This window comes from Deltaproteobacteria bacterium, from assembly GCA_026712905.1.
Taxonomy (GTDB): Bacteria; Desulfobacterota; Binatia; order UBA9968; family JAJDTQ01; genus JAJDTQ01.
Window position 1 is genome coordinate 1 of sequence record JAPOPM010000171.1, and the last position, 4230, is coordinate 4230.

The window sequence follows — 4230 nt, forward strand, 5'->3', positions numbered from 1 at the left end:
CGCGCCGAACAGGTCCATCGCGGTTATCCCGCTACCCTGCGCGACAACGACACCACACTGGCCAGGCAGCGGGCCGCGTCCGACGAGTTCCTCCACGACGTCCGCGCGGGACGCGTCCCGGGAGCGTGTCAGTTCCAGATCCGCCGCTGCCGCCGTATCGGACTCGACGCCCTCCAGCGACAGCATTGCATGGACCTCATCCCACACGCCGCTTTGGTCGCCGGCGCGGGACCCGTGCGGCAGCGACCGGGCGAGGCCCCGGCGCTGCGCCGTCCGGATGCGGGCCGGCGCGAAGGCCGCAGCACGCCGCCATGCCCGGCGGCGCCCCCAGCGGCCCTGCTCCAGGCAGCTTACGGGAAGCTCAAGGGCGGAGAAGGAGTCCACGAGCACCGTGGCGTTGACCGCACGGTTCTGCTTACCGCCGAGGAAATGCTCTCCTTCGACGACCAGCACCGGCTTGTCCGTCGGATTGGTCGCGCGCAGCGCCTGCACCGACGCGGCATCCAACTCCTTTATCTCCAGTCCCGAACCCTCGCCGGTGGCGATCGCCGGCAGCTCACTGCCAGGCAGGAAAACCGGGAAGAACGATACGCCGAGCCGCGTAATCGGCGCGCCCAGGGCAACAATGTCCAGATTCGGGGCGGTCATGCATGCCTCCATCAGAAGTTCGTCAGGACGGTGTGGAGAAGGAACGCCCCAGGGAGCGCGAAGGAGAGGAAGTTGAGAATGAGCACGATTTCGTTCATCGGAACTGGGCCTCTTTTTAATTGTCTTTCAAACAATATATGTGCTTGATATTGTCAGTGCAACAATTTATTTTCCGGCGATGGTTTCCGAGAATTCGCCCCGATATGACGCAACTGCATTCCCGCCATTCGCGGTCACCGCGGACGTGTCGCTGTTCACCATCAGGGACGGTGCGCTCCAGGTGTTGCTGATCGAGCGGGGCGGAGAACCCTATCGCGGCGCCTGGGCCTTGCCCGGCGGCTTCGTGCGCCCGAACGAGAACCTGAAGGACGCCGCAGCCCGGGAGCTTGCGGAGGAGACCGGTCTCGCCTGGGGAGCGTGGCATCTGGAGCAGCTTGCCGCCTATGGCGCTCCGGACCGGGACCCGCGCATGCGTGTGGTCACCGTCGCCTTTTGGGCGGTCTGCGCCGAGGTGCCGACTCCCCGGGGCGGCGGGGACGCCGCCAGGGCCGACCTCGTGCCGATGGCGCGCATCGAGAGCGGCGCCGTCCGTCTCGCCTTCGACCACGAGCGGATCGTCAGGGACGCCGTGGAGCGCATTCGGTCCAGTCTGGAGCACACCGCCCTAGCCGCCTGGTTTTGTTCGCCGGAGTTCACGATCCGGGAACTCAGGCGGGTTTATGAAGCGGTCTGGGGCGCCCCGCTCGATCCAGGCAATTTCCAGCGTTATGTGCGCGAGAGCGGAGCCTACGAGCAGCGCGCCGCGCTGCCCTCGCGGGTGAACTTCGACAGGCAGGTGGACCTCAACATGCTGCCCGAACGGGGCCGGCCCGCGTCGCTGTGGGCGGCGAGGCAGACGGAGGACGGCTTTCCGGCCGCGGCGACGCGAACGCTTGCAAGGCCTGGGCGTTCGTCTCGGGCAGGCGCTTCAACTCCGGCCGGCAACCGGTGAAACAAGGTCGAGCTCGGTCAGGCTTCATGCGTCCTTTCCATGTGGAGTCGGCGCCGGTCGCCTTCCCCGTCGGGGTTGAGGTCGCGTGCCGCCTTGCTCGCGCGGCGTGACACGGCAATCAAGTCATGCATAGCGGGTAAGCCACCAGTCGCTGGCTCACCGCCTGATTCCGGCCATCAGAAAAGAACTACTATTGAGTTCATTAGGTAGCGTTCGTAATCGTCTACAGTACCTGCGTCTCAAAAAACACCGTGTTCGGATCGCTGTTGTCGACAAGCAGGGAACGAAGCGGGGCAACAATATTCTTCTCAATATCTTCCCGGCGCTCTATCGAGCATAGCTGCAACACAAAGAACCAACTGCGGAGACTCCACCTGTCTCCATCTTCACCATTCCATGTCCACAGTTTCGGATCTTTCTCCGTTGGTGGATGAATTTCCCCGTCCGGGTACCATGTCGGTGCCCCCAGACAGTCCAAAGCCATATCGTCGCACCAATAGTCATTTCCGGGGCAGAACCCCACATAGATCAAGGGCTGTTTCGCGTGCTCCCAAAGATTGTCTTGGTCGGTCACTTCCCGCCAAAGCTCCACGCCAACCGTCAAATTCCCTGGGCCACGTTGGCGTCCTTTACCTCTTGGTATCCTCCGCAACGAATATCGCATATAAGACGCATACCAGCACCAGCCGTTTGGTGTTACCAAGCTAGCGACTTCTGTCGAGTTGTGAAATCCCCAACAATCTTGACCCGAGATTTCGTTTTCGATGACTTGGAAAAACGATGCGAGGGAAGCATCAAGCGCCTGCATATTGGCAATGGTGTTCCATACAGTCATGCCGCGTTTCCGTTTCCTTCATTAAACAACCAGTTGAGCAACCCTACTTCAAGAAGAGCAGGCGTGGTGTAGGCTTCGAATCGCCACTGCATAAGGCGAACAGGCTTGAGCCGGTCGCAAGGGAACCCATCGAACGCGGTAATTCCTTGGCGCACAAGAAAGGCGACAACGTCTTGCCGCCATGTCTCGATGGGGCCGTGAAGGCATCGCAGCCCCGCCAACCGAGCAGCGACCTCGTACCAAGGCAGCACAAAAAGGCGACCGTCCCATTCGATGCCTTGTTCTCGCGCCGCGTCCATTTGTTCCTTTATGGCAACATCATCTCGGCGCGGTTGGCTACCCAGCAAAACGTGTTTGGAACAATTTCGGACCTCTGCGCCGTGGTTGTCGCCGACGGTAACGAATCGCCATTGGTCGAGAAGTTGGTTCTTCTGGAGGCCGGAGTTCCACTTTGTTTCGACGAGTATCGTCCCAAGCAACACATCGCCGTTCCAAGCCACTACGTGGACATCCGGCTCGACATGATGGCCTTCTCCCTCGGTTCGGGAGAAATGCGGCCAGAATCGAATGCAGACATTGGTCGGTTCCCGACCTGAATTCTGAGCACGATCCGAATGGCCCAAGAGTATCAGACATGCTTGCCAAGCCTGCCTCGGCCCCATATAGCGCAACGGTCCGAAGATGCAGGCTGTCAGTTCATCTTCGTAGAGCTCTGCGCTTCGCCGCTTATTTCGGATCCAGTCCTGCATTGTGGCAAATTATACTCACCCATGATGCTTCGCAAGCCTTTCTCTCAGCGCCGCGAGCCGACACCGCAGTTGCGTGGCGCCTCTGCAGAGCCGCTATCGCCGCAAGTTGACGAGGCGTCAGTACACGTCGTCGAGGCCGCCGGCCGCGAAGCACACAGGGCGGTCGTGTCGCGCACGAACATGGCCGCGTTGTATGCCGGCGACATCGACGAATCAATAAAACAAAGCTCAACCCGCAAGAATGTGTCACTACATTTTTCTCAACCCACCCTAGGGCACTGAATCGACCGGCGGCACGGAAGTTGTGTTTGTGGGAGCCTGATACCGAGCGAAGTGGGACGGAACGAACAGGCACGGTCCGGACGACGGGTGGCAGCGCCCGCTCCCGTACGGGGCGGGCGCTTCACCTGCCATTGGTCGTCGACGCCAATTCCTTCACGATCGCGGCGCATGACGATGAACGCCGCTCGACAGCGGTCGGGAACCCCGGAAACGATCGCGTTCCGGAAACCGCCAAGGTGACTGTGCCGGCCGGAACGTTAGACGACTGTCGGGTGGTCTGCCCCGACGACTAAATGTGCAGGGAGTGGTATTTTGCGCCGGGTTGGGCACGAGTGTTGTTTCTTCCGGGTGCCAGATTGGGCAGTCGTGGACGACGCCATATCATCTTGAGCTCGCGAAATTCGATCACGCCGGATGGTCGGACTTCACCCGTCGTATCCGCGGCATCTTCCTGTTGGAATGACCGGACGACCGCAAGATGACAAGCGCCGCCGTACCGGCATACCGATTATTGCTACGCGGCTTGCCTTCCGTCCTGCGGGCGGCAATCAAGCCTCTGTACCGGGGCCGGGTAGGAGGGGTCGTTGCCGATCCCCTCCCCCCACAGAGCCGGACGTGCCCGCACTAGGGCATCCGGTTCCTCGCGTGGCAGTTTCGCTCAAGAAGAGTAGATTGAGCGCATGACCTTGACCGGCGGGATAGGGAAGCGCCGGAGTATGGCGTTC

5 protein-coding genes are annotated in these 4230 nt (G+C 61.2%); 3 read left to right on the forward strand and 2 right to left on the reverse strand.

Going from position 1 to position 4230, the window contains the following annotated elements:
* A partial coding sequence (locus OXF11_14260; GenBank protein MCY4488260.1) for a hypothetical protein occupies positions 1-648 on the reverse strand: 648 nt, incomplete at its 3' end.
* A 178-nt stretch (positions 649-826) separates the two neighbouring features.
* On the opposite strand from OXF11_14260, the gene OXF11_14265 reads away from it, so the two are divergent.
* Entirely contained in the window at positions 827-1639 is an 813-nt protein-coding gene (locus OXF11_14265) for an NUDIX domain-containing protein (protein ID MCY4488261.1), read from the forward strand.
* Between the two features lie 223 nt (positions 1640-1862).
* On the opposite strand, the gene OXF11_14270 is transcribed toward OXF11_14265, so the two are convergent.
* Positions 1863-2474: a hypothetical protein gene (locus OXF11_14270; protein MCY4488262.1), complete on the reverse strand. Its 612-nt coding sequence runs from the start codon at positions 2472-2474 to the stop codon at positions 1863-1865.
* 146 nt (positions 2475-2620) lie between these two features.
* Here OXF11_14270 and OXF11_14275 point away from each other — a divergent pair, with 146 nt between their 5' ends.
* Both OXF11_14275 and OXF11_14280 read left to right on the forward strand, forming a co-directional pair.
* Complete coding sequence (locus OXF11_14275; GenBank protein MCY4488263.1) at positions 2621-3070, forward strand: hypothetical protein; 450 nt, start codon at positions 2621-2623, stop codon at positions 3068-3070.
* A gap of 174 nt (positions 3071-3244) precedes the next feature.
* Positions 3245-3505, forward strand: coding sequence for a hypothetical protein (locus tag OXF11_14280; GenBank protein MCY4488264.1), 261 nt, complete (start codon positions 3245-3247; stop codon positions 3503-3505).
* Positions 3506-4230 lie beyond the last annotated feature (725 nt).